We start from the raw sequence: 23,254 nt of genomic DNA, 5'->3' as shown, positions 1-23,254 counted from the left end.
TAGGAGGAGCGCGTTGACCACGCCACCAAGCGAGCAGGACCCGGCCCGCCGCGACCGCAGTCCGTGGAACTGGCTGCTGCTCGTCCCCATCGTGATCCCGCTGATCACGCCGCTCTACAACGCCGACGAACCGCGGCTATTCGGCTTCCCGTTGTTCTACTGGCTCCAGCTCGCCTTCATCATCCTCGGCGTCGCCACGACGACGATCGTGTACCGCATGGGCCGGAAGAGGAGCGGGCGATGAGCGAGCACATCACCGAGATCGTCGTCTTCACCCTCCTGTTCCTCGCCGTGAGCGGCATGGGTTTCGTCGCGGCCCGATGGCGCCGTCCCGACAACCTGGCGAGCCTTGACGAGTGGGGGCTCGGCGGCCGCAAATTCGGCTCGTGGGTCACCTGGTTCCTGGTCGGCGGCGACCTCTACACCGCCTACACCTTCGTGGCCGTGCCCGCCCTGCTGTTCGGCGCGGGCGCCACCGGCTTCTTCGCCCTGCCGTACACGATCGTGACCTACCCCCTGGTGTTCCTGGTGCTGATCCGGCTGTGGTCGGTCGCGCACGTGCACGGGATGGTCACCCCCGCCGACTTCGTACGCGCCCGGTTCGGCTCGCCCACCCTGGCGCTGCTGATCGCGATCACCGGCCTGGTCGCGACCATGCCGTACATCGCCCTGCAGCTCGTGGGCATCGAGGCCGTGCTGAAGACCATGGGCGTCACCGGCGACCTGCCGCTGATCATCGCCTTCGCGATCCTGGCGGCCTACACCTATCAGTCCGGGTTGCGCGCGCCCGCGCTGATCGCGTTCGTCAAGGACACCCTCATCTACGTGGTGATCCTGGTGGCCATCATCTACATCCCGGCGAGGCTGGGCGGCTGGGAGTCGGTGTTCGGCGCGGCCAAGGAGAAGTTCGAGGCCACTCCGGCGCCGGGCGACGGGTACCTGCTCAACGCCGGCAACCAGCTCCAGTACGTCACGCTCGCCCTCGGCTCGGCGATGGCGCTGTTCCTGTACCCGCACAGCGTCACCGGCGTGCTGGCGGCGCGCAACCGCGGCGTGATCAAGCGGAACATGGCGGCGCTGCCCGCCTACAGCCTGCTGCTCGGCCTGATCGCGCTGCTCGGCTACATGGCCATCGCCGCGGGCATCAAGCCGATCACCGCGAACGGCAAGGCCGACGCGAACACGGTGGTGCCGCAACTGTTCGACCAGATGTTCCCCGACTGGTTCGCCGGCGTGGCCTACGCCGCCATCGGCATCGGCGCGCTGGTCCCGGCGGCCATCATGTCCATCGCGGCGGCCAACCTGTTCACCCGGAACGTGTACAAGGAGTTCATCAAGCGGGACGCCACCGACGCCCAGGAGGCCGCGGTCAGCAAGATCGCCTCGCTGGTGGTGAAGGTCGGCGCGGTGCTGGTCATCCTGCTGATCGACCCGCAGTTCTCCATCGACCTGCAGCTCATCGGCGGCGTGATCATCCTGCAGACCCTGCCCTCGGTCGCCCTCGGCCTGTACACCCGGTGGTTCCACCGGGCCGGCCTGATCGCCGGCTGGGCCGCGGGCATGACCGCCGGCATGGTGATGCTCTACAACATCGCCAACCCGGCCATCAACCACGCCCATTTCGGCGGCTCGGCCTTCCCGCTGGCCAAGCTCGGTCTGGACACCAAGATCACGATCTACGCGGGATTCCTGGCGCTGCTGGTCAACGTCGTGGTGGCGGTCGCCGGCACGCTCATCGCCCGCGCGGCCAAGGTGGCCGACGGCCGGGACGCCACCCGCCCGTCGGAGTACTTCGCCGACGAGGGCGACCCCCGGGTCCACGAGGTCGAACTCTCCGGCTCCCACTGACACCGGACGACGCCGAGCCCCGTCCACCCGGCCTTCTCCTCCCGCCCCGGGCGAGCACTCGCCCGGGGCGGGAGGCTCTCAGCGGCCTTCGCCGGACTCCGGCGGGGCCGGCCGCGCCCGTCCCGCGGCCTCGCCGCGGCTTGCGGGCCGCACGGGGCCGCCGACTGCCGCGGTCTCCGCGCCCCCGGCCGCTCCCCCGTCCGAGATGGCGGCGAGGGCGGCGCCGGTGAGGGTGGCGACGACCTGGGCGCGGTCCACCTCGGGGTGCTCGAGCCACCAGTCGCCGGTGGCCTGGACCATGCCGACGAGGGCGTGCCCGAGGATCTGAGCGCGCACCGGGCCGCCCACCGCGGGCTCGGCGGCGAGCACGCCGCCGAGCTCCTCCCCAAGGCCCCGGACGATGGCGGCCATGTGCGACCGGGTGCGGCCGTCCTCGGCGCCGGCCCGGTGGAACAGGAAGCGGTACAGGTCCGGGTTGGTGGCGATCATGTCGAGGTAGGCCTCGACCGTGGCCCGGACCCGGCCGGCGAGGCCGGCGCCCGTCTCGGTGAAGATCGGCCGCAGCAGGGTGACGACGCTGCGCACGTGACGGTCGGCCAGCGCCTGATACAGGCCGCTCTTGTCGCCGAAGTGGCGGTACAGGATGGGCTTGGTGATGCCCGCCTCGACGGCGATCGCGGCCATCGACGCCTGCGGGCCCTCGCGCCGGATCACGCGGTCGGCGGCGTCGAGCAGCGCCCTGCGCCGGTCCGGATCTCGCCCGCCGTTGCCCGCCACGGTCGCCATGCGCACAGCATAGGGCGCCTTCACCGTCGCCTACCGCCGCCGGAAAGGGCGCCCCGCCGCCACCCGGCCGGCATCGCCGCTCGCTCTCCACGCGCCCCTCTCCTGGCACGTCGCGCGGCTCCGGAACCCTGCCACCGCCGCATGGCCCCCTACCCGCCCCTCCACCCGCGCGGCGCAGGCGTCCGCGCGTCCACCCCGGTGTCACCGGGCGTCCGGTCGCGGATCACCCCGGCGGCCACCGGCCCGTCCGCCGAGAGCGCCGGCCACCCGCTCGGCGGCCCTTTCGACGGGTTATGCGCGGATACGTAGGGGTCCGGTCCGCTAGTCTGCCGATCTCTGATCCGTTGGAGGTGGATGGTGGCCGAGCCTGGAGCACCGCAGGTGCCGGGCTACGAGGTGCTCGGCATCCTCGGGCAGGGCGGCTTCGGCGTCGTGTACCGCGCCCGGCAGCTCGCCGTACGCCGCGAGGTGGCGCTCAAGGTGGACAACCGGGTGCTGGTGTCCGAGCGCGACCAGCGCCGGTTCATGCGCGAGGTCAGCTCGGCGGGCGCACTGTCAGGGCATCCGCACGTGGCCGACGTGTACGACGCGGGCGTCCTCGCCGACGGCCGCCCGTACATGGTGCTGGAACTGTGCCCCGGCGGGTCGCTGGCCGACCGGTTGCGCGCCGAGGGCCCGCTCGCCCCGGCCGAAGTGCGGGACATCGGCGTGCGCATCGGCGACGCGCTGGCCGCCGCGCACATGGCGGGCGTGCTGCACCGCGACGTCAAACCGGCCAACATCCTGATCAACGGGTACGGCATGGTGGCGCTGACCGACTTCGGCCTGGCCGCCGCCGCGCACGCCGACGGCGACATGTCGGCGACTCGCGAGTCGCTCACCCCGGCCTTCGGCCCGCCGGAGGCCTTCGAGCTGGCCGCCCCCGCTCCGGCGGGGGACGTCTACTCGCTCGCGGCCACGCTGTACGCCCTGCTCAACGGCAGGCCGCCGCGGTTCCCGGAGAACGGCGTGGTCAACATCGCGATGATCATGGCGCTGCACCGGCTGCCGATCCCGGAGATCGCCGGGGTGCCGCGGGAGCTGACCGCCGTGCTGCGCGCGGGCATGGCGACCGATCCCCGGGCGCGCATCCCGTCGGCGGCCGACCTGCGCGACGCGCTCGCGGCCATCCCCGCCGGCATCCTGACCTCCGCCGGCGGCAACCGGCCCGGTCCGTCCTCCGCACCCCTCCCAGCGGCGGCCTCCGGACCCGGCGGGAGCGGGGGCCTTGCGGCGAACAGCGGGCCGGGCGGCGGGACAGGGAGCCGCGGACCGGCGTGGGCCGGCCGCGCGGAGGCCACCGGTCCGGGCAGGGCGGCCGAGGCGACCGGCCCGGGCGACCGGCGGTTCGACCTCACCGGCCCAGGTGGCCGGCGGTTCGAGGCCACCGGCCCGGACGGCGGCACCGGCATGCCGGGACCATATGGGGGACGCGACACCTCGGGCGCGCCTCAGGGGGCGTACGCGGTGGACGCCCCCGAAGGCGGCGGTTCGCCCGGACCGTACGGCGCGCGGGACGCCTCGGGCGCGCGACCAGGCGGATATCCGATGGACGCCCGGGACGACGGCAGGGCGGCTCACGGAGGGCGGAGCGGGCCGGGCGGGCGAGCGGGCGCGCATGTCATGGACGCGCCGGGCGACGGGGCCGGCGGGCGGAGCGGGCCGGGCCAGGGCACCGGGCCGCGGAGCAGGGGGTCACGGGCGGCGCTCCCGCCGCCTCCGGCGGCCAGGTCACACGCGCAGACGGGGCTGTACGTGGCGGTGGCGGGCGTGTTCGCGCTGCTGCTGACCGCCGGCGTGGCACTCATGGTCTACGAGAACCGCGATCAGGGCACCTCCTCGGGCGTCCCGGCGAACACTCCCGCCGCCGCGAGCTCCGCGAGCTCCGCTGACCCCCGCACGCCGCCCGGCACGACCGGGTCCGCATCCTCCTCTCCCGCGTCGCCACCCGCCGCGGGTACCGGCGGGGCCTTCGGCGCGGTGCCCACGTCCACCGCCTCCTGCCCCGCCACCACTGTCGCCGGCGCCGGGGCCGCGTGCGTGCGGCAGGCGGAGTGCTGGGGCAACATGACCGTGATCAACGGGGCGGTGTCGATCAATCGCCGGGACTGCAGGGAAGACCACACCTGGGAGACGTTCGCGATCGCCCCGCTGCCCACCGACGGCCTGACCTCCGACCGGAACGACCTGGCGGGCCACCCGGTGGTGAAGCGGCTGTGCTCCAAGCGAATACTCCTGGCCTCCCGCATCGGCGAGGCCAGGTCGGTCGAGGCCACCAGGTGGCTGGTGGAGGCGCTGCCGCCCAGCCCGCAGGCGTTCGAGCAGGGCGTCCGGGTCTACCGCTGCGTCGGCGCCGTCATGGCCGAGAAGGTCCAAGGCCCGTACTTCCGTCCCCTGACCTGACCCCCCGCCCCGCGATACCCGAAGGGACCGCACAGCCGCCAGGTACGAGGGTCGCGCGGCCCGCCGTCGAGCCCGCACGGCACCGCGTGGGCCATCGGAAAAGGGCGCCCGTTCGCGTCGTCATGACCGGGCGGCGTAGGGAGTCTGAAACGCCGGGGAGCCGAGAAACGACGGGGAAGGTTGGTACGCTCCGGGCGTGAGTGAGCGGCCGGACGATCTCGAGCGGCGGATGGACGCGCTGCGCGGGGAGATCCGGCGGGCCGTCCGCGCCCGCGAGAGCGTCCTGGCCCGATCGCTGCGCGCCGAACTGCGGCGCGCAGAGCACTCCTGGCAGCAGGAACTCACCGCGCGCGACTCCGCGCCCGTCGAGGAACACGGCGCCGGGCCAGAAGACCGCCACGACGCGCCGGGCACGGGCAGGGCGCAGACCGGCCGGTCCGCACCGGACACGAGCGACGAACCGGCCCCGCACACGCTGAGCGACGAACCGGCCCCGCACGCACTAGGCGACGGACCGGCGACGCACGCACTGGGCGACCGGGCGGCCTCGCGGGCGCTGGGCGGCGGGGGGGCTCCGGGGGCGCGCGGCGGCGCGGCGGCGGGGGTGTGGCGGGCGAGGGTCGTGCGGCCGGGAGCCACAGGGCGCGAGGGCGCGTCGCCCGCGGGCGTGCGAGAGCAGGTGTGTCAGGCACTGACGCTGATCGGAGTGCCGGCCGCGGCCCGCGTGGTGGTCGCCCTGAACGCCGCCCTGGGCGCGGCCCCGCTGCGCAGCGCCCAGATCGCCGTCCTGCGCAGGGACGAGGAGCGGTCCTTCCGGGCCGCACCGCACGCCCGGCCGTACTACATGTGCGCCGCGCTCACCGACCGCCTGTCCGCGGCGCGCGGGCTGCTGGCCCTCAGCACCTGGCCGCTGGAACGGCGGGCCGTCGGTCCGCTCAGCCCGCGCGTGGACTTCCTCATCACCGCGATCAGGCTGGCCGAGCACCTGGCGCGCATGGCCGAGGCGGGCGAGCGGCCATCACCGGCCGCGCACCGCCTGCTGTCCCGGCTGGCGCACAACATCCCCGGCATCGGTGAAAGGCAGGGCACGTCGAACGGATACCCCCGGACGCGGCACGGCCCCGGCGGGCGAACCGAGCGCGACGCGGACGGGCCGGTCCCCGGCGGACGGGCCGGGCGCGTCCCCGGCGCGCGCGGCCAGGGCACGACGCCGGGCCCCACCACCGCGTCGTGGCCGGCCGCCGGGGTTCAGGCGGACATGTCGTGGCCGGTCTCCGACGGTGAGCCGGACCGGTTCGCGGCGGGATCGGACGGCCCGGACCCGGCGGCCGTCGTCCGGGCGGCCCGCGCGGAGCTGGAGGTGCACGCCGCCGGCGACGCCGCCGCACGGGCCGAGATCGCCCGCCGGGCCCGCGAAGCGCTGCCCGAGGCGGGGCGCCTGTTCGGCGTGGCCACCACCACCCGGGCGGCAAGGCGGCCCAGGTGAACAAGGACGAGGCGAAGGAGAGGCGCGAGGTGGATCTCGATCGGCTCGACCGGCTGCGCGGCGCGGTGCCGCCGCGCCCGCACGACGCGCGGGCCATCGCCGCCCTGGCGGCCAACCCCGGGTGCGCCCGCCGCTCCGTGCTGGACGCCGCGGGCATCGACAAGGACGCGACGGCCACCCACCTCGGCTTCCCCGCGCCGTTCGGCCGGTCCCCCTTCGCGATCACCCGGGGCAACGCGTTCGAGGCGCTGGTCAAGGAGAGCGGCTGCGCCGAGCTGCTGAGGCTGCTGCGCGAGCTGCTCGGCCTGCCGGTCGCCGAGGCGGCCTACACCGACCTCGGCGACATCGGCGGCGACCCCTCGGCGCACCTGCGGCACGCGCACACCCGCACGCTGCTGGACCGGGCGGCGCGCGACGGCGCCGGGGCCGGCACGCTGTACGACCATCCGCTGCTGCGGCTGGAGATCGCCGGGCAGAGCGCCTACCTGGAGCCGGATGTGGTGGCGTTCCTGCACGGCGGCCGGTTCCACATCGTGGAGATCAAGTCGTTCGCCGTGATCGACGGGCAGGCCGAGCCGGACAAGGCCGCCGCCGCGGCGCGCCAGGCGGCGGTGTACGTGCTCGCGCTGAAGACCATGCTGGAGGAGCTCGGCCACGATCCGGGCCGGGTGGCACATGATGTGGTGCTGGTGTGCCCGGAGAACTTCGCCAACCGGCCGGCCGCGGCCCTGGTGGACGTGCGCCGCCAGCTCGCCGTGCTGCGGCGCCAGCTCGCCCGCATGACCCGGGTCGGCACGCTCGTGGACGCCCTGCCGCCGGGGCTCACCTTCGACCTGGCACCCGGCGACGACGGCGTGCCGGGCCGGCCGGCGGCCGAGCTGCGCGAGGCGGTGCGCGCGGTCGAGGCGCGGTACGCGCCGGACTGCCTGTCCACCTGTGACCTGTGCTTCTTCTGCCGGGACGAGGCCGCCGGGCAGGAGTCCACCGACCTGCTGGGACGCCAGGTGCGCGACGCGCTCGGCGGCGTCGCGACCGTGGGCGAGGCGCTCGGCCTGGCCGACGGCTCGCGGGAGCCGGGCGAGGGCCAGGAGGAGATCGCCCGGCTGCTGCGCCTCGCCGACCGCATGTACGCGGAGCTCTCATGACCGATCGGCACGGGCGCCTCCAGAACGCGCCCCTCACCCGCCCCGCCCGGCGGATCCCGGCCCCCACGCCCCCGCTGCCCGGCCGGGCCCCCGCGTCCGCGCCGGAGGGGCCGGCCCCTATGTCCCCACTCCCCCGCTCGGGCCTCGCACCCCTGGCCGCCGGAAGACGCCTCGCGCCCCTGACCTCCCGTAGAGGGCTCGCGCCCTCGCTTCCCGGACGGGCGGTCCTGGCGAGTATCACCCCGACCCCCAGGCAGGCGGCCCTGGCGAGCAATGCCCCGCCCGCCACGCGGACGGTCCCGGCGAGGAGCACCCCGGCCGCTGGATGGGTGGCGCGCGGCGCGGGTGTGCGGAGGGGCCGATGAGCACACTGGCGGCGCTGGCGCGGCTGCGCGCGTTGCGGAGCGGGTCGGCGCAGCGGCTGGCGACCGTCCGGCACTGCCACCTGTCCGACCGGCCCATGGTCCTCATCCCGTTGCGGCTGGCCGGCGAGGCGGCGGCGCCGCTGGCCGCGATGGTGGGCACCGACCCCGATCACCCCCGTCTGCTGGTGGTGCCGCAGCCGCGCGACCGCGACCTGCGGTTCGCCTTCGCGGCCGAGCTGGCCGAGGTCATGCTGCCGTACATCGAGAGCCTGCAGAAGGCCACCGAGACGGTCGAGCGGCGTGGCGCCGAGCCCTACGAGCGCTGCCTGGACGCTCCGCAGCTCATCGTGCCCAACCCTGGGGCGGCGGCGTTCGTCCGGCTGCTCGGCCGTTCCACCCGGTTCCGCCGCGCCGAGGGCCCGTTCGCCGTCCATCCGTCGGTGCCCCTGCTGGGCCGGTGGCTGACCTTCTTCGGCCAGCGCGCCGGATATCCGGGGTCCTCGCTGCTCCTTTCGGCCACCGAGACGCTGTCGGCGCACTGGGCCACCGGGCAGAGCGCCCTGGAGGACGCCAACCTGGCCTCCCTGGCCGGGTGGATCGATCCGCCGCCCGGCTCGACCGGCGCGGCCGCGGCGAAGGAGGCGGAGGACCCGCTGATCTGGCCGCCCGCCGGGCCCGCCACCGATCCGGGCTTCGACGCCGAGGTGCTGGCCCCGGCCATCCGCGCGTACGAGGAGACGCGGAGCGATCAGGCCGCCGAACGGGTGCGCGCCGCGGTGCGCTCGCAGCTGGAGCCGACCTGGCGGCTGATGTGGCGCGCGATCGGCCTGCTGGCCGCGCTGCCCGCCGGACAGGGGTGTGCCGGCCGGTGGGAGGCCGACCGGGCGTCGTTCACCTCCTTCGCCGCGCAGATCGCCGAGGGCGCGCCGCCCCAGCCCAAGCGGGACGGGGCCGTCGGCGCGGCGGCGCGGCTGGCCCGCATGGAGCGGGCGCGGGCGTCCTACGACGCGCAGCGCGCCTATGACGACCCGCTGGTCATGGCGGGGTACCGGCTGACCGGCGAGGCGTTCACCGGCACGGTGGTATCCGCCGAGCCCGACCGCACCGAGGGCGAGGGCCGGGGGCGGAAGCTGCGTCCGCTGGTCACCGTCCGCACCACCGACCCGGTGCGCCTGGCCGCCGGCACCCGGCTGGGCACCCCCGAGCGGCGCGGCCAGCAGGCCGAGCTGGTCGCGATCGAGGGCGAGCACGTCACCCTGAAGATCGTGAAGGGCATGGGCCGGGGCACGACGGCGACACCCGGGGCCGTCCCGGAGGCGGGCGAGCGGGTGTGCTACGCCGCGCTCCTGGACGAGTTCCAGCCTCCGGCCGCGCTACCCGCCCCGGAGGAGACCCCGTGGACGCACGGCGGCCCACCACCGGAGCACGAGCCCTCCGAGGACGAACCGGAGGAGGAATGGTCGTGACGACGGGTGCGCACTCACGCGCCGCCTTTACAGTGTAGATTCGCTGCGGCCAGATGCGCGAGCCGGGGGTCATGTGGACGCCCCGGCCGGACAGGGCGTGGCGGGTGCTCAGCAGGCCAGGTCGGCCGCCGGGAGCCTGCCGGTGGCCAGGAAGCCGTTCACCGCGTCGTTGAGGCACGCGTCGCCGAAGTACGGGAACGGCGCGTGGGTCTGCGCGTCGATGGTGACCAGTCGCGATCCGGGGATGCGCGCGGCGACCGCCCTGCCGTTGGCCGGCGGCACCGCCACATCGCGCAGCGCGACGGTGACCAGCACGCCGGGCGCCCGCCCCGGGCCGGGCCGCACCCCGGCGTCCTGCGCCGGCGGCCAGAACGCGCAGGGGGTGATGTTGGCGTTCGCCGGCCCGAAGATCGGGTAGCGCTCGCCATAGACGGCGAGGTCGCGCAGGTAGGCACGTGGGTCGCGGGGCCAGGGGCCGTCCCCGCAGCGGTAGGCGATGTTGGTGGCGGTGTGGTTGTCGGCCGGCACTCCCGGCACCCCCTCGGGCGGCACGGGCCTGATCGGGAACGGCACGAAGGGTTCCCGGCCCGCCGCGACGGCGGCGAACGCCGCGGCGACCATCCCGAAGGCCCGCTCGTCGTAGATCCCGGCCACGAGCAGCGCGCCGAGCTCGCTGCCGGTCCAGGCGTGGCCGCCGAGCACGATGGGCGCCTGCCCGGCCCGGCGGATGAGGCCGCTCACCGCCCCGGTCACCTCCCCGGCCGTGGCTCCCAGCCCGTACTGGGCGTGCCGTTCGGCGGTCCAGGCGGCGAAGGCGGCGGTGCCCGCCTCGAAGGCCGGCGTGCGGGCCAGTTCGTAGGCCCGCCAGGCGTCGGCGCCGTTCACCGGGCTGTCCAGGACGAACCGGTCCACCCGGCCGGGGAACAGCGCGGCGTAGGTGGCGCCGAGCATCCCGGCGTACGACCCGCCGAGGTAGGAGATCTTCTCCTCGCCCAGCGCGGCCCTGATCAGGTCCATGTCGCGGGCGGCGTTGGCGGTGGTGGCGTGCGGCAGCGCCCAGCCGGCGGCGCGCAGACAGCCGGAGGCGTACCGGCGGGCCTCACCGGCGTCGGCCTGGAAGCTTCCCGGTGTCGCCCCCCGCACCCAGTAGCCGCCCGGCTCCTCGACCGCCTGCCCGCACCCGATCGGCGTGCTGCGCTCGACGAACCTGATGTCGAATCCGACCAGGTCGTACTGGGCCCGGACCTCGGCGGGCAGGGACGGCGCGAGGCTCGCGGGCAGCGGCACCCCCGGGCCGCCCGGCCCGCCGCCGGTGGTCAGCAGCACTCCGCGGCGCCTGGCCGGGTCGGTGGCGGGCAGCCGGGAGATCGCGATCGAGATGGTGCGGCCGCGCGGATGCCGGTGATCCAGCGGCACGCTGAGCGACGCGCACCGCAACTCCGGGGCGTCCACCCCGTCGCAGCCGCCCCACCGCAAGGCCCCGCGCTCCGCAGAACCGGCGGGAACGACGCCACCGGCGGCTCGTACGGCGCCCGCCGCGGAACCTGTCCCGGCCGCGGCGCCCGCGGGCACGGCGAACGCCGCGATCGTGACCGCCGCGAGCGCCGCGGCGACGGCGTGCCGCCCGTACGTACGCCGGATCCACCGGTTCGGCCGGACCCCGCCCAGCGTGTTCCTCATGCCCGCGGCCTCCCTCCTGCGCCCGCCGGAACGAGTGGCCCGGCCGGGACGGTGCTGACCCCTGGAAGACGGCCGAGGGCTTCGTACAGCGCCTGGATTCCGCGGCGCGAAGATCGAGCGTCCGGTGGTCCAGGCCGACGATCACGCAAGGCGCCCATCCGGTCAAGCAGGGAAGTGCTCCCACCGCATAGCCCCTGCGTGAACCGGCTCCAGCATAGTGATCATTTTCATCGTGTTTCATGCCCCTCGCCGGAGGCCGGCCGTCGGCGCGGTGCGGCGGACACGCCCCGGTTTCGAGGGCGTCCGTCCCGGTGACCACCGTCACGTTGAGCGACGCGGAGTCCGGGCTCGCGGCGCGAGATGAATCGCCCACGCCGAAGAGTGCGGCGACGGCCGTTGACAGCGAGCCGGCGGGGACGTGCCAGTGGCATGTGCGAGCGATGCCGGCGGACACGGTACGAGGCCGGCCGCAGCCCGGGCGGAGACGTCGATCCGCCTTGGCTGCGGACCAATCCGGTAGCGTTCGGCCCATGACGGCGAAGATCCTCTCCCCCGCGCAGGAGGCGGCGGCCGTGGTGGAGGCGGTGCTCGCCGACCTGCCGCGCCATCGCGGCGTGGTCGTCGACTCCCCGCCGGGCGCGGGCAAGTCGACCCTCGTCGTCCGGGCCGCGGGTCACCTGGCCGCGACCGGCGAGCCGCTGATGATCGTCGCGCAGACCAACGAGCAGGTGGACGACCTGATCGTCCGGCTGGCCGAGGAGCATCCGGACGTGCCGGTCGGCCGGCTGTCGGCCGCCGACTACGCCGTGCCGCAACGGGTGATCGGCAGGGCGCGCGTCGGTACGAAGCTGCCCGACCTGGGTGACGCGGCGATCGTCGTCGCCACGGCCGACAAGTGGGCGTGGGCCGCGGGCGGGCGCATCTGGCCATGGGCGATCGTCGACGAGGCGTACCAGATGCGCTCGGACAAGCTGCTGCGCGTCGCCGGGCTGTTCGAGCGGGCGCTGTTCGTCGGCGACCCCGGGCAGCTCGACCCGTTCTCGGTCGTGGACGGGGACCGCTGGGCCGGGCTGTCCTGGGACCCGCTGCAGAGCGCGGTGGCGGTGCTGTTGCGGCACAACCCCGACCTGCCGGTGCACCGGCTGCCGGTGTCCTGGCGGCTGCCCGCCTCCGCCGCGCCCGTCGTCTCCGAGGCCTTCTATCCGTTCACCGGCTTCCGCGCCGGCACCGCGCCCGGCGAGCGGCGGCTGTCGTTCACCGCGGGCGGCCCGCGCACCGCCCCCGACCGGGCGCTGGAGGAGGCCGCCGAGACCGGGTGGGCGCTGTACGAACTGCCGAGCCGGCACACGGTGCGCACCGACGCCGAGGCCGTCCAGGCGGTCGCGATGCTGGCCACCCGGCTGCTGCAGCGCGCCCCGGTCGCCTTCTCCGAGCGGGGCGAGCGGCCGGTGACCGCCGACCGGGTGGCGGTGGGCGCGGCGCACCGCGACCAGGTGGCGGCGATCCAGGCGGCGGGCCTGCCCGAGGGCGTCACCGTGGACACCGCCAACCGGCTGCAGGGCCGGGAGTACGACGTCACGATCGTGCTGCACCCGCTGTCGGGACGCAGGGACGCCACCGCCTTCCACCTGGAGTCCGGGCGGCTGTGCGTCCTGACCTCCCGGCACCGGCACGCGTGCGTGGTCGTCGCCCGGGCCGGGATCCCCGAGCTGCTGGACGCGCACCCCTCGGCCGAGACGGTGCAGCTCGGCGTGCCGGTCAAGTTCCCCGACGGATGGGAGGCCAACCAGGCCGTCCTGGCCCACCTGGCCGCCCACCGCGTCCAGGCCGCCCCGCCCGCCTGACCGGCCGGTCGGCCGGGGTGCGGGCGGACGCCGGCGTGCCGAGCGCGAGCCGCGGTCCGACGGCCGGTCCTCCCCGCGGCCGGTTCGCTGCCACGCCGCCCGCGGCGCCCGCGGTCGCGCCGCGGGCGCCGACGCGCCTTGAGCTCCAGGTGCCGCCCGATCGCCCGCTCAGTGCAGAACGCCCCGTACCGGACGAAGTCGGCGTGATCGGCCGCGACCACCCGCACGAGGGGTCGCGGCGACGAGGAGAGCCCTGCGAGGGCGGGCGGCTAAGCGGGCGGTCAGCCCCAGATCTCTTCGGCGGTCTCGACGATCAGGCGGAGCTTGGCGAACTGCTCCTCACGGGTCAGCGAGTTGCCATCGACGACCGAGGAGAAGCCGCACTGGGGCGACAGGCAGAGCTGGTCGAGGTCGACGTACTTGGACGCCTCCTCCACGCGCCGCTTCAGGTCGTCCTTGGACTCCAGGGCGCCGCGCTTGGTGGTCACCAGGCCGAGCACCACCGCCTTGCCCTTGGGCACGAAGCGCAGCGGCTCGAAGCCGCCCGACCGCTCGTCGTCGAACTCCAGGAAGAACCCGTCCACGGCGAGCTCGCCGAACAGCGCCTCGGCCACGAAGTCGTAGCCGCCCGAGGCCACCCAGGAGGAGCGGAAGTTGCCCCGGCACATGTGGGTGGTGACCGACATGCCCTCGGGCTTGCGGACCAGCGCGTCGTTGATCTGCTTGATGTACCGCAGGTGCAGGTGGTCGGCGTCGTCGCCGCGCTCGGCGATCTCGGCGCGCTGCGCGGGGTCGTTGAGGTAGGCCAGGCTGGTGTCGTCGAACTGCAGGTAGGTGCACCCCAGCTCGCCCAGGCGCGCGACCTCCTCGGCGTAGGCGGTGCTGAGGTCGCTCCAGAATCGCTCCATGTCCGGGTAGACCGCCGGGTCGATCGAGGCCGGGCCGCCGCGGTAGTGGACCATGTTCGGCGAGGGGATCGTCAGCTTGGGGGTGGCCGTGGTGACCTGGTCGCGCAGGTAGGTGAAGGCGTCGCCGAAGATCGTCTCGGGCAGGGTCACCCGGTCGTGGACGCGCAGCGCGGCCGAGACGAACTCGACGTCACCCTGCTCACTGTGGAACTTCACCTTGATGTTCTCGTCGGTGGCCTGGCCGACGCCGCCCAGACGGTAGATGAAGTCCATGTGCCAGGACGTCCGGCGGAACTCGCCGTCGGTCGCCGACCGTAGCCCGACCTCCTCCTGGGCCCGCACCACCTCGCGGATCGCCTCGTCCTCCACCTCCCTGAGCCGCTCGGCCGGGATGCGCCCGGCGGCGAAGTCCTCGCGCGCCCGCAGCAGCGCGGCGGGACGGAGCAGGCTGCCGACGTGGTCGGCACGGAACGGGGGTGTGGTCCGCATGGCGTTGACCCTCCACTCGATCAGTAGGCCCTACCGTCCTATCAATTTCTGGGGGGTTTCGCCGCTATTAACTTCTGTGCGGTTTCGCCGTATCTGCGAAGCGGCCGGCTCCACATGTCACGCGCGTACGCGATGCCGCCCGCCACCCGGCCCGATCGGGGACGGCCGGACGGCCACAGGTGGACGCGGCCGGCGTACCCCTTGAGGGATTCGCGGAGCAGGTCTCGCGTCCAGGGTTCGGGCCCGGGAGTCCCCGGCCCCCGGCCCCCGCCGTCCGTCTCCGGGGCCGCTCCGCTCTCCGGTCCCGGGCCCGGCGCCCGATCCGATGCCGGCTCCGGATCCGGCGCCGTCCGCCGCTTCGCCGCCCCGGCGCCGGCGTCCTTCTTGCCCTCCGGCGCCGGGGCGCTCGACGTCACGGCCGTGCCGGGCGCGGCCGTCTCCGCCGCCGACGTGGTGGAGCCGTCCCCCGGCGCGCGGGCGAGACCGTCCGCGGCTTCACGGGGCACCGGACGTCCGTCCACACCCAGCTCGGGCTCGGGACTGGTGGTCGAGGCGAGCACGGCCAGCGCGATCAGCCCCAGCACGGCGATCAGTACCAGCGCGACTCCCATGAGCACCAGGACGGCCAGCAAGGTGTAGGCCGCTCCGATGAGCGCCATCATCGGCAGTTCCTCCTTCTGTGCCGTCGCGGACCTCGTGCCCGGCAAGGACAGGGCCACACGTTTCCCACTCAGGTGGACATACCGATTCTCCCGTGCATTCCGGGTTCCGGCTCCCACAGGGACGGGACCACTCCCGGCCGCCGCGCCCTGGCGACGCCCGCGCGGCCGGCCGTCAAGCGCCCGGCATGGTGTCGAGCCTGCGCAGGATCACGCCTTCGCGCAGCGCCCAGGGGCAGATCTCCACCTCGGCCACCTCGAACAGGTCCATGGTCGCCTCGGCGACCACGGCCCCGGCGAGCAACTGGGGGGCGCGCCCGGCCGACACCCCGGGCAGCCCGGCCCGGTGCGCGTTGTCCATCTTGGCCAGGCGGGCGGTCCAGTGCACCACATCCTCGTACCGCAGCACCCGCTTGACGTACGCGCCCTCGTTGGAGGGGGCGGCGCCGGCGATGCGGGCGAGCTGGCGGAAGGTCTTGGACGTGGCCACGGCATGGTCGGCGCGGCCGTACTTCACCACGTCTCCGACGACCCTGCCGATCCGCGCGCGCACCTGCCTGCGCATGGCGCGCACCTCGTCGCCGGGCGGCGGGTCGCCGGTGAACCACTGCCGGGTCAGCCGCCCGGCGCCGAGCGGCAGGGAGACGGCGACGTCCGGCTCCTCCTCCATGCCCGAGGCGATCTCCAGGGAGCCGCCGCCGATGTCGAGCACCAGCAGCCGTCCCGACGACCAGCCGAACCAGCGCCGCACGGCGAGGAAGGTCAGCCGGGCCTCGTCGTTGCCGGACAGCACCCGCACATCCACGTCGGTCGCCGCCCGCAGCCGTGCCAGGACCTCCTCGCCGTTCACCGCGTCGCGCACGGCCGAGGTGGCGAAGGCCATGACCTCCTCGACGCCCTTGTCCTCGGCGATGCGCAGCGACTCCTCCACGAAGCGCAGCAGCTCGCGCTCCCCTTCGGCCGACAGGGTGTCGCCGTTGTGCAGGTGCTCGGCGAGCCGCAGCTCCACCTTGTGCGAGTACGCCGGCAGCGGCTGCGCACCCCTGTGGGCGTCCACCACGAGCAGGTGCACCGTGTTGGAGCCGATGTCCAGAACCCCCAGTCGCATGAGCCGACGCTACTACTCCAGATGACCGGAAGATCCAGCTCCCCCGCCACCTGTGGAGACCGGCGGCCTCGGACAGGTCGGCCGCCGGGGCGGGGTGCGCCCGTGGGCCACCGTGTCCGTGCCTTCACGCGGTTCGCCGCGTCACGTGGGTCAGCGGTTGACCAGGACCATGACGAGGTCGACCGCGAGGAAGGTCACGCCGATGCCGGCGAAGAGCACGCCGAGGAACGAGCCGCCGTGCCAGAAGCTGTCGAGGCGGATGCGGGTCGGGGCGGCCGGGTCGTACAGGACGGTCACCGCGCCGCCGACCGGCGCGACCGGCGGGTTGGACGAGACGCGCGGCTCCGCCTCGACGGGCTGCCCGTGGGCCGTGACGAACCTGATCGTCGGGTAGTAGGTCGTGCTGCCGTCGTCGTGATGCGGGCGCAGGCGCACCACCTGGCCGGGGACGCGATGCGCGATGCGGCGGAACTCGCGCTCGGAGACCAGCAGACCGGCGCCGATGCCGCCGAAGACGAGGGCGATCAGCCCGAAGCCGAGCACGATCCAGGCGGTGGTGGACACGGGGAACTCCTTGGTGCCGTGTGGTGCGGTGGGCGGCGGCCACCGCACCGGGGGGAGGGCACGATGAAGATAGGCGGGCGCGCTTGCGGGCGGCTTGCCGTGCCCTTGATCGGGACAGCCGGACGTCCCGCCCGCCCGGCCTGCGGGCCGGATGCGGCGACGGCCGTGACCTCGCGGGGTCACGGCCGTCGGGTACAGCGCAGAGGCGTGGCGGCTCAGTCGAAGGCCGCCACGGGGGCGGCGTCCTGGGGCCGGTCGGCCTGGTCGGCGGGCCGGCCGGCCCCCGGGGCGGCCGGGCCGCTGCGCAGCGGGATCTCCTTGATCAGCAGCGCCAGGACGGGCACCGCCGCCGAGAAGAAGATCGCCCAGAAGAAGACCGAGGAGATGGAGGAGGCCAGCGACTCCAGGAAGCCGAGCCGCACCTGCGCGGGCAGGTGGGACAGCGACGTGGGGTCGAGCCGGCCGCCGCCGCCCTGGGCCATCTGCGCCGCCTGCGGGCCGAGCTTGTCGGTCAGGTTCGCGGTGAGCTGGTTGTTGAAGACGGCGCCGAAGAGCGACACGCCGAACGAGCCGCCGATCGAACGGAAGAAGGTCGAGGCGCTGCTGGCCACGCCGAGGTCCTTCTGCTCGACGCTGTTCTGCGCGATCAGCATGGTGGTCTGCATCAGGCCGCCCATGCCGAGGCCGAGCACGGCGATGAACAGCCCGGTCTGCAGGGAGGAGGTGTGCACGTCCTGCAGGGACAGCAGCCACATGGCGACCGCCATCAGCACGCCGCCCACGACCGGGAAGATCTTGTACTTGCCGGTCCTGGTGATGGCCTGGCCGACGAACAGCGAGACCGCCATGGCCGCCGCCATCATCGGCAGGAGCAGCAGGCCGGAGTTGGTCGCCGAAGCGCCCTGGACGGTCTGCTGGAACAACGGCAGGAAGTTGATCGCGCCGAACATGGCGAAGCCGAGCAGGAAGCCGACCCCCGAGATGAGCGTGAAGTTGCGGTCGCGGAAGACGTGCAGCGGCATGATCGGCTCGGCCACGCGGCGCTGCACCGGGATGAACAGGGCGAGGGACACGACCGCGAGCGCGGCCAGGCCGAGGATCTGCCAGGAGGTCCAGTCGTACTCGTTGCCGCCCCAGGTGGTGATGAGCACCAGCGCGGTGATGCCGACCGACAGCAGCGCGGCGCCGAGCCAGTCGATGCGGTGCTCGGTGCGGTGCTTGGGCAGGTTCAGCCGGAAGACCAGCAGGACGAACGCCACCGCGCCGATGGGCAGGTTGACGTAGAAGGCCCAGCGCCAGTTGAGGTGGTCGGTGATGAACCCGCCGACCAGCGGGCCGGCGATCATCGCCAGCGACATCATGGCGGCCATGATGCCCTGGTAGCGGCCGCGCTCGCGGGGCGGCACGAGGTCGCCGATGATGGCCATCGCGTTGACCATCAGGCCGCCGGCGCCGAGGCCCTGCAGGGCGCGGAAGCCGATGAGCTCGGCCATGCCGTCGGCGGTGCCGCCGAACATCGCCGAGCCGGCCATGCCGCACAGTGCCGAGCCGACCATGAAGATCGCGATGGACCACAGGAAGATGTTCTTGCGCCCGTACAGGTCGCCGATCTTGCCCCAGATGGGCGTCGAGACGGTGGTCCCCAGGACGTACGCGGTGACCACCCAGGAGAGATGGGCCAAACCCCCGAGCTCGCCGACGATGCGCGGCATGGCGGTGCCGACGATCATGTTGTCGAGCATCGCCAGGATCATCGCGAGCATCAGCCCCGGCAGGACGAGCATTACCTCCCGCCGGCGGCCGGGAACTGTCTCGGCCTCGATCTCCGTCATTACTTTACGCCCCCTTGGCGAACGCTTACTTACTTGCCGACCGGCTAGTGATTAGACTGCCAAGGTAGGGTCCTTACTTGCCGGCCGTCAAGTTCATTTCGAGAAGCCAGGGAGCGTCTGAACGCATATGAGGGCACAGACCGACACGCGAGCCCGTATCCAGGAGGTCGCCCTGCAACTCTTCACGGAGCAGGGCTACGAGGCGACCTCCCTGCGCGAGATCGCCGAGTCGCTCGGAGTGACCAAGGCGGCGCTCTACTACCACTTCAAGACCAAAGAGGACATCGTGGCGAGCCTGGCCGAGGACCGGCAGGCGGTCATGGAACGGCTCATCGCCTGGGCGCAGGGCCTGCCCCGCACGATCGAGACCCGCCGGGAGTTCATCCGGCGGTACGCCGACGAGGTGCACAGTGGCCGGCACCACGCGTTCATGCGGTTCATGGAGCGCAACCAGACCGCGCTGCGCGGCCATCCGAAGTTCGACCGGATGCGCGACATGATGAACACCCTCAGCGGGCTGATGTGGGACGAGGACGCCACGACCGCCCAGCGCCTGCGGACCTCCATGGCGATCTTCACGCTGCACGCCGCGTGGTTCGTGCTCAAGGACGAGAAGATCCCCGACGAGGAGCGCAAGCAGGCCGCTCTCGACCTGGCCCTGGACCTGCTGGAGTCCGCCCGGCCCACCGGCTCCTGACCCGCGCGGCCCGTCGCGTCCTCCCTCTGCGCCCGTCCGAGCTCCGCCGCCCGCACGCGAGCCGGTCGCGGAGCACCGCCCACGTTTCGGTGCGCCGATCGTGGCGAGCATGCTGGGAGGGCGCGGCCCCGTCCACGAGGGCAGGCCGGCGATGACGAAGGAGGACCGGTGAGCATCTCCGGCTACGGGCGTGCCGCCACTTGGCCCCGGCTGAACACACGTGCCTGGTTCGCCGTCACACTGACCGTCATGGCCGTGCTGCTGACGGTCTCCGCGGCCGCCGCCGTACTGGCGCTGGGCCGCAGCACCGCCGCCGCCGACGAGATGACCAGGCGCGTCGCCCCTGGCCTGCTGGCCGCCGAGCGCCTGCGCGGTGCCCTGCTCGACCAGGAGGCCGGCGTCCACGGCTACATCGTCAGCGGGCGGCAGGAGTTCACCACCGGGTTCGAGCAGGGCCTGGCCCGGGAGCGGGCCTCGGTCGCGACGCTGCGCCGGTCACTCGCCGACAGCACGCTGCTCGCCGACCTCGACCTCGTCGAGGTGCGCGCGGGCACCTGGCGCGAGGGGTACGCGCGCCCGATGATCGAGGCGGTGCGCGTGGGCGGCGCGGGGACGGCCGATCCGGCCCGCGTCGCCGCCGGCAACCAGCTGTTCGACCGCATCCGCGCGGCGATGGACCAGCAGGCCGCCGACCTGGAGCGGGCGCAGGCGCGGGCCGAGGCCGGCTTCACCCAGACCCGGCTGTGGCGCAACCTGGTGCTCGCCGCCATCCTGGCGGTGTTCGTGCTCACCCTGCTGCTGGTGGCCCTGCTGCTGCGCTACGCCGTCCTGCGCCCGCTCGACCGGCTGGGGGCGGCCGCGCGCCGGGTCGCCAACGGCGAGTTCGGCCACGTCATCGACATCAGGGGCCCGAGCGACCTGACGATGCTCGCCGCCGATGTGGACGCCATGCGCCGGCGCATCTCCGCCGAGCTCTCGGTGTCGCGGGACGCGCAGCGGCGCCTGCAGGAACAGGCCGACCTGCTCGCCGAGCAGACCGAGGAGCTGCGCCGCTCCAACTCCGAGCTGGAGCAGTTCGCCTACGTCGCCTCGCACGACCTGCAGGAGCCGGTGCGCAAGGTGACCGCGTTCTGCCAGCTCCTGCAGCGCAGGTACGGCGACCGGCTCGACGAGCGCGCCAACGAGTACATCGCCTTCGCGGTCGACGGCGCCAAGCGCATGCAGATGCTGATCTCCGAGCTGCTCACCTTCTCCCGGGTCGGGCGCGGGAACAACGAGCGGGTGCCGGTGCCGCTTCGGGTGCCGCTCGACCGGGCCCTGGCCAACCTGGAGACGCTGGCCGAGGAGTCCGGCGCGGTGGTGTTCCGGCCCGAGTTGCCCGAGGTGCTCGGCGACGAGGCCCTGCTCACCATGCTGTGGCAGAACCTCCTCGGCAACGCGATGAAGTTCCGCTCCGCCGACCGGCCGCCGCGGATCCAGATCACCGCCGAGCGCGCCGGCGACCTGTGGGAGGTCGCGGTCCGCGACAACGGGATCGGCGTCGAGCCGCGGTTCGCCGACAAGATCTTCGTCATCTTCCAGCGGCTGCACGACCGCGGCGAGTACGAGGGCACGGGCATCGGGCTGGCCCTGTGCAAGAAGATCGTCGAGTACCACGGCGGGACGATCCGCCTGGACGCCGGCCAGGCCGACGGCAGCGCGTTCGTGTTCACCCTGCCCGCGGTCCCCGACGGCGCCGCCGCCGAGCCCGCGACCGGCCGCGCCGCCGCTCCCCTGCCCGCTCCGGGATCCGGCGGCGCCTGACGCGCCTTCAGGATTCGCGGACGACGGTGACGCCGCCGGCCGGGACGGTCGCGCCGCCGGCGTACTCCACGCCGTCCAGCACTCCCCGCCCGGTGACGCCCGGGACGGTGACCGGCTCGTCACCGTGGTTGATCAGGAACAGGTGCCCGGCCCGCCGCACCAGCTCCAGCGTCTCGGGCACACCGCGCGGGCGGTCGACGCCGGCCGCGTCCAGTGCCCCCTCCAGCGCGGCGCGCGGGTCGGCGACGGCGGTGGCCAGGTACCAGGCGGCGCCCGCGCCGAGGTCGTGGCGGGTGAAGGCGGGGTGCCCGGCGTCCGGGCCGCCGGCGAAGGACCACAGCGCGCGGGCTCCGGCGGGGCGCACCCGCTCGGACCAGACGCGGCCTTCGCCCGCCGCCTCGGCGGCCGAGCCCGCGGAGCTCAGTGCGACGGTCTCGCCCTCGCGCAGCGGGTGGAACTCCTCGACGCTCAGGCCGAGCACCTCGCGCAGCGCCCCCGGGTAAGGCCCGTCGTGCACGGTGTCGTGCTCGTCCACGATGCCGGAGAAACAGGAGACGAACAGGTGCCCGCCCGCCTCGACGTACCCGCGCAGGTTCTTGGCCGCCGCTTCGGTGAGCAGGTACAGGCTGGGCGCGACCACCAGCCGGTAGCCGGACAGGTCCGCGGCGGGGTGCACGAAGTCGACCGTGACGTGCGAGCGCCACAGCGCCTCGTAGTAGGCGTCCATCCGCTCCCGGAAGGCGAGGTCGGCGGACGGGCGCCACTCCAGCTCCAGCGCCCACCACGACTGCCAGTCCCACACCAGGGCGACCTCGGCGCGCACCGCGCCGCCGGCCACCTCCGCCAGCTCGGCGAGGTCGGCGCCGAGGGCCACGACGTCGCGCCACATGCGCGAGTCGGTGCCGGCCTGCGGCACCATCGCCGAGTGGAACTTCTCGGCGCCGAACCGTGAGGCGCGCCACTGGAAGAACAGCACCGAGTCCGACCCGCGGGCCACGTGGGCGAGGCTGTTGCGGCGCATCTCCCCCGGCCGCTTGGCGATGTTGCGCGGCTGCCAGTTCACCGCGCCGGTGGAGTGCTCCATGAGCATCCACGGGCCGCCGGCCAGCGAGCGGGTGAGGTCGGCGGACATGGCCAGGTCGATGTGGTTGCCGGGCCGCTCGGCCTGCAGATAGTGGTCGTTGGAGACGACGTCCACCTCCCGGGCCCAGGCCCAGTAGTCCATCGACTTGCAGTTGGTGGACATGAAGTTGGTGGTCACCGGCACCGAAGGGGTGATCCGCCGCAGGATGTCGCGTTGCAGGCGGAAGCAGTCGAGGTGCTCGCCTGAGGTGAAGCGCATGAAGTCCAGCCGCTGGGCGGGGTTGACCACGGTGTGGTTGACCCGCGGCACGTCGATCTCGTCCCAGTCGGTGTAGCGCTGCCCCCAGAAGGCCGTGCCCCAGGCGTCGTTGAGCGCCGGCAGGTCGCGGTAGGCGCGGCGCAGCCACCCCCGGAACGCCAGGACGCTGGTGTCGCAGTAGCACTCGCCGAGCGGGGCGCCGTACTCGTTGTGGACATGCCACAGCGAGAGCGCCGGGTGGCCGGCGTAGTGCTCGGCGAGCGCGGTCGCGAGGTTCGCGGTGGCCTCGCGGTACTCCGGGGAACTGGGGCAGGCCGACTCGCGGCCGCCGACGCCGATGCGGTGGCCCTCGCGGGTGACCGGCAGGGACGCGGGGTGCAGGCGGGAGAACCAGGCGGGCGGGGCGGCGGTGGGCGTGCCGAGGCCGACCCGGACACCGGTGGCGTGCAGGCCGTCCACGATCTCGTCGAGCCAGCCGAAGTCGTAGGCGCCGGGCGAGGGCTCCATCAGCACCCAGCCGAAGATCCCGATGTTGACCAGGTTCACCCCGGCCTCGCGCATGAGCCGCAGATCCTCGCGGTGGGTCTCCTCCGGCCACTGCTCGGGGTTGTAGTCCCCGCCGTACGCGATGCCCCGCATGGTGCCCCCTCGGTATCCGTTCTGTGAACGTGCACAGTAATCGAAGGTCAGGAAGCCGGGAAGCATCGGCCGGTCCTTCGTGCGGTTTAACGACCATGTAACAGACCTTGACGCGAAGGTATCGGGCTTCTCACTCTGTGAACGTTCACAG

17 protein-coding genes are annotated in these 23,254 nt (G+C 73.9%); 9 read left to right on the top strand and 8 right to left on the bottom strand.

All coding sequences use genetic code 11. The annotated features are described in order from the left end of the window. Nucleotides 1-13 precede the first annotated feature (13 nt). Both IEY93_RS17610 and mctP read left to right on the top strand, forming a co-directional pair. Nucleotides 14-244 (top strand): DUF3311 domain-containing protein, encoded by a 231-nt coding sequence (locus IEY93_RS17610; protein ID WP_189164154.1) that lies wholly within the window; start codon nucleotides 14-16, stop codon nucleotides 242-244. Further along, a complete protein-coding gene (mctP, locus tag IEY93_RS17605; RefSeq protein WP_189164153.1) occupies nucleotides 241-1,848 on the top strand; it encodes a monocarboxylate uptake permease MctP in 1,608 nt (535 codons plus the stop codon). Before IEY93_RS17610 ends, mctP begins: the two co-directional genes overlap by 4 nt. A gap of 78 nt (nucleotides 1,849-1,926) precedes the next feature. Here the strand turns inward: mctP and IEY93_RS17600 are convergent, their stop codons facing one another. After that, a complete protein-coding gene (locus tag IEY93_RS17600; protein ID WP_189164152.1) occupies nucleotides 1,927-2,634 on the bottom strand; it encodes a TetR/AcrR family transcriptional regulator in 708 nt (235 codons plus the stop codon). A 354-nt stretch (nucleotides 2,635-2,988) separates the two neighbouring features. On the opposite strand from IEY93_RS17600, the gene IEY93_RS38245 reads away from it, so the two are divergent. From IEY93_RS38245 to IEY93_RS17580, 4 genes are all read left to right on the top strand, one after another. Continuing rightward, nucleotides 2,989-5,076: a protein kinase domain-containing protein gene (locus IEY93_RS38245; RefSeq protein WP_203968642.1), complete on the top strand. Its 2,088-nt coding sequence runs from the start codon at nucleotides 2,989-2,991 to the stop codon at nucleotides 5,074-5,076. 196 nt (nucleotides 5,077-5,272) lie between these two features. After that, nucleotides 5,273-6,562, top strand: a complete 1,290-nt coding sequence (locus IEY93_RS17590; RefSeq protein ID WP_189164151.1) for a hypothetical protein — start codon at nucleotides 5,273-5,275, stop codon at nucleotides 6,560-6,562. Next, a complete protein-coding gene (locus IEY93_RS17585; protein ID WP_203968641.1) occupies nucleotides 6,559-7,707 on the top strand; it encodes a hypothetical protein in 1,149 nt (382 codons plus the stop codon). The genes IEY93_RS17590 and IEY93_RS17585 overlap by 4 nt, the downstream gene beginning before the upstream one ends. A gap of 361 nt (nucleotides 7,708-8,068) precedes the next feature. Then, a complete protein-coding gene (locus IEY93_RS17580) occupies nucleotides 8,069-9,538 on the top strand; it encodes a hypothetical protein (protein ID WP_189164150.1) in 1,470 nt (489 codons plus the stop codon). 108 nt (nucleotides 9,539-9,646) lie between these two features. Here IEY93_RS17580 and IEY93_RS17575 read toward each other — a convergent pair whose 3' ends face one another. Beyond that, nucleotides 9,647-11,218: an alpha/beta fold hydrolase gene (locus tag IEY93_RS17575; protein WP_189164149.1), complete on the bottom strand. Its 1,572-nt coding sequence runs from the start codon at nucleotides 11,216-11,218 to the stop codon at nucleotides 9,647-9,649. A 530-nt stretch (nucleotides 11,219-11,748) separates the two neighbouring features. On the opposite strand from IEY93_RS17575, the gene IEY93_RS17570 reads away from it, so the two are divergent. Next, nucleotides 11,749-13,062 (top strand): AAA family ATPase, encoded by a 1,314-nt coding sequence (locus tag IEY93_RS17570; RefSeq protein ID WP_189164148.1) that lies wholly within the window; start codon nucleotides 11,749-11,751, stop codon nucleotides 13,060-13,062. Nucleotides 13,063-13,343: 281 nt separating this feature from the next. On the opposite strand, the gene IEY93_RS17565 is transcribed toward IEY93_RS17570, so the two are convergent. From IEY93_RS17565 to IEY93_RS17545, 5 genes are all read right to left on the bottom strand, one after another. Next, complete coding sequence (locus IEY93_RS17565) at nucleotides 13,344-14,459, bottom strand: 5-methyltetrahydropteroyltriglutamate--homocysteine S-methyltransferase (RefSeq protein ID WP_189164147.1); 1,116 nt, start codon at nucleotides 14,457-14,459, stop codon at nucleotides 13,344-13,346. Between the two features lie 41 nt (nucleotides 14,460-14,500). Next, nucleotides 14,501-15,121 carry a hypothetical protein gene (locus tag IEY93_RS17560; RefSeq protein WP_189164146.1) on the bottom strand — a complete coding sequence of 207 codons (621 nt, stop codon included), beginning with the start codon at nucleotides 15,119-15,121 and terminating at the stop codon, nucleotides 14,501-14,503. 172 nt (nucleotides 15,122-15,293) lie between these two features. Continuing rightward, nucleotides 15,294-16,226 (bottom strand): Ppx/GppA family phosphatase, encoded by a 933-nt coding sequence (locus IEY93_RS17555; RefSeq protein WP_189164145.1) that lies wholly within the window; start codon nucleotides 16,224-16,226, stop codon nucleotides 15,294-15,296. Nucleotides 16,227-16,376: 150 nt separating this feature from the next. Beyond that, nucleotides 16,377-16,790, bottom strand: coding sequence for a DUF3592 domain-containing protein (locus tag IEY93_RS17550; protein WP_189164144.1), 414 nt, complete (start codon nucleotides 16,788-16,790; stop codon nucleotides 16,377-16,379). 215 nt (nucleotides 16,791-17,005) lie between these two features. Then, complete coding sequence (locus tag IEY93_RS17545; protein ID WP_189164143.1) at nucleotides 17,006-18,622, bottom strand: MDR family MFS transporter; 1,617 nt, start codon at nucleotides 18,620-18,622, stop codon at nucleotides 17,006-17,008. A 127-nt stretch (nucleotides 18,623-18,749) separates the two neighbouring features. Here IEY93_RS17545 and IEY93_RS17540 point away from each other — a divergent pair, with 127 nt between their 5' ends. Both IEY93_RS17540 and IEY93_RS17535 read left to right on the top strand, forming a co-directional pair. Further along, nucleotides 18,750-19,319 (top strand): TetR/AcrR family transcriptional regulator, encoded by a 570-nt coding sequence (locus IEY93_RS17540; RefSeq protein WP_189164142.1) that lies wholly within the window; start codon nucleotides 18,750-18,752, stop codon nucleotides 19,317-19,319. 168 nt (nucleotides 19,320-19,487) lie between these two features. Then, nucleotides 19,488-21,122, top strand: a complete 1,635-nt coding sequence (locus tag IEY93_RS17535; RefSeq protein WP_203968640.1) for a sensor histidine kinase — start codon at nucleotides 19,488-19,490, stop codon at nucleotides 21,120-21,122. A 7-nt stretch (nucleotides 21,123-21,129) separates the two neighbouring features. Here IEY93_RS17535 and IEY93_RS17530 read toward each other — a convergent pair whose 3' ends face one another. Beyond that, on the bottom strand, nucleotides 21,130-23,103 hold the full coding sequence (locus IEY93_RS17530) for a beta-galactosidase (protein WP_189164141.1): 1,974 nt from the start codon (nucleotides 23,101-23,103) through the stop codon (nucleotides 21,130-21,132). Between the last annotated feature and the right edge of the window lie 151 nt (nucleotides 23,104-23,254).

Origin of the sequence: Sphaerisporangium melleum (assembly GCF_014646695.1) — a bacterium.
GTDB classification, from domain to species: domain Bacteria; phylum Actinomycetota; class Actinomycetes; order Streptosporangiales; family Streptosporangiaceae; genus Sphaerisporangium; species Sphaerisporangium melleum.
Note: the sequence above shows the minus strand (reverse complement) of the source record. Positions and strands in the feature narration are given on the sequence as shown.

What these genes read in the sequence shown, in the direction of transcription:
- IEY93_RS17545 (WP_189164143.1), bottom strand. Translation starts at nt 18,622, where the DNA reads ATGACGGAGATCGAGGCCGAGACAGTTCCCGGCCGCCGGCGGGAGGTA.
- IEY93_RS17530 (WP_189164141.1), bottom strand. Translation starts at nt 23,103, where the DNA reads ATGCGGGGCATCGCGTACGGCGGGGACTACAACCCCGAGCAGTGGCCG.
- mctP (WP_189164153.1), top strand. Translation starts at nt 241, where the DNA reads ATGAGCGAGCACATCACCGAGATCGTCGTCTTCACCCTCCTGTTCCTC.
- IEY93_RS17540 (WP_189164142.1), top strand. Translation starts at nt 18,750, where the DNA reads ATGAGGGCACAGACCGACACGCGAGCCCGTATCCAGGAGGTCGCCCTG.
- IEY93_RS17565 (WP_189164147.1), bottom strand. Translation starts at nt 14,459, where the DNA reads ATGCGGACCACACCCCCGTTCCGTGCCGACCACGTCGGCAGCCTGCTC.
- IEY93_RS17560 (WP_189164146.1), bottom strand. Translation starts at nt 15,121, where the DNA reads ATGATGGCGCTCATCGGAGCGGCCTACACCTTGCTGGCCGTCCTGGTG.
- IEY93_RS17575 (WP_189164149.1), bottom strand. Translation starts at nt 11,218, where the DNA reads ATGAGGAACACGCTGGGCGGGGTCCGGCCGAACCGGTGGATCCGGCGT.
- IEY93_RS17570 (WP_189164148.1), top strand. Translation starts at nt 11,749, where the DNA reads ATGACGGCGAAGATCCTCTCCCCCGCGCAGGAGGCGGCGGCCGTGGTG.
- IEY93_RS38245 (WP_203968642.1), top strand. Translation starts at nt 2,989, where the DNA reads ATGGTGGCCGAGCCTGGAGCACCGCAGGTGCCGGGCTACGAGGTGCTC.
- IEY93_RS17555 (WP_189164145.1), bottom strand. Translation starts at nt 16,226, where the DNA reads ATGCGACTGGGGGTTCTGGACATCGGCTCCAACACGGTGCACCTGCTC.
- IEY93_RS17600 (WP_189164152.1), bottom strand. Translation starts at nt 2,634, where the DNA reads ATGGCGACCGTGGCGGGCAACGGCGGGCGAGATCCGGACCGGCGCAGG.
- IEY93_RS17580 (WP_189164150.1), top strand. Translation starts at nt 8,069, where the DNA reads ATGAGCACACTGGCGGCGCTGGCGCGGCTGCGCGCGTTGCGGAGCGGG.